The following is a 241-nucleotide window of genomic DNA, read 5'->3' as shown; positions in this document are numbered from 1 at the left end:
GCCCCGGCCTCGGATGCCGCGGAACTCGTGTTCGTCGCCGACGACGCGCAGCTGCTGCGGTTCGACGCCTCGTCCGTGCGGCCGCAGGGTCGCTCGGCCGGGGGCATGGCCGGCATCCGGTTGTCCGACGGTGCGCACGTGATCGCGTTCGCGGTCGTCGGCGGCTCGGCGTTCGACGCCGTCGTCGTCACGGTCGCGGGATCCACCGCCGCGCTGGCGGGGACGGATGCCGGGAGCGCCA

1 protein-coding gene is annotated in these 241 nt (G+C 75.5%); it reads left to right on the top strand.

What is annotated here, in order from left to right; all coding sequences use genetic code 11:
- The coding region (locus ACZ3HG_RS24700; protein WP_465335157.1) for a DNA gyrase C-terminal beta-propeller domain-containing protein at positions 1–241 on the top strand (241 nt) is incomplete at both ends.

This window comes from Erwinia sp. PME.40.26/001, from assembly GCF_055556675.1.
This window is presented reverse-complemented; position numbering and strand designations above follow the sequence as displayed.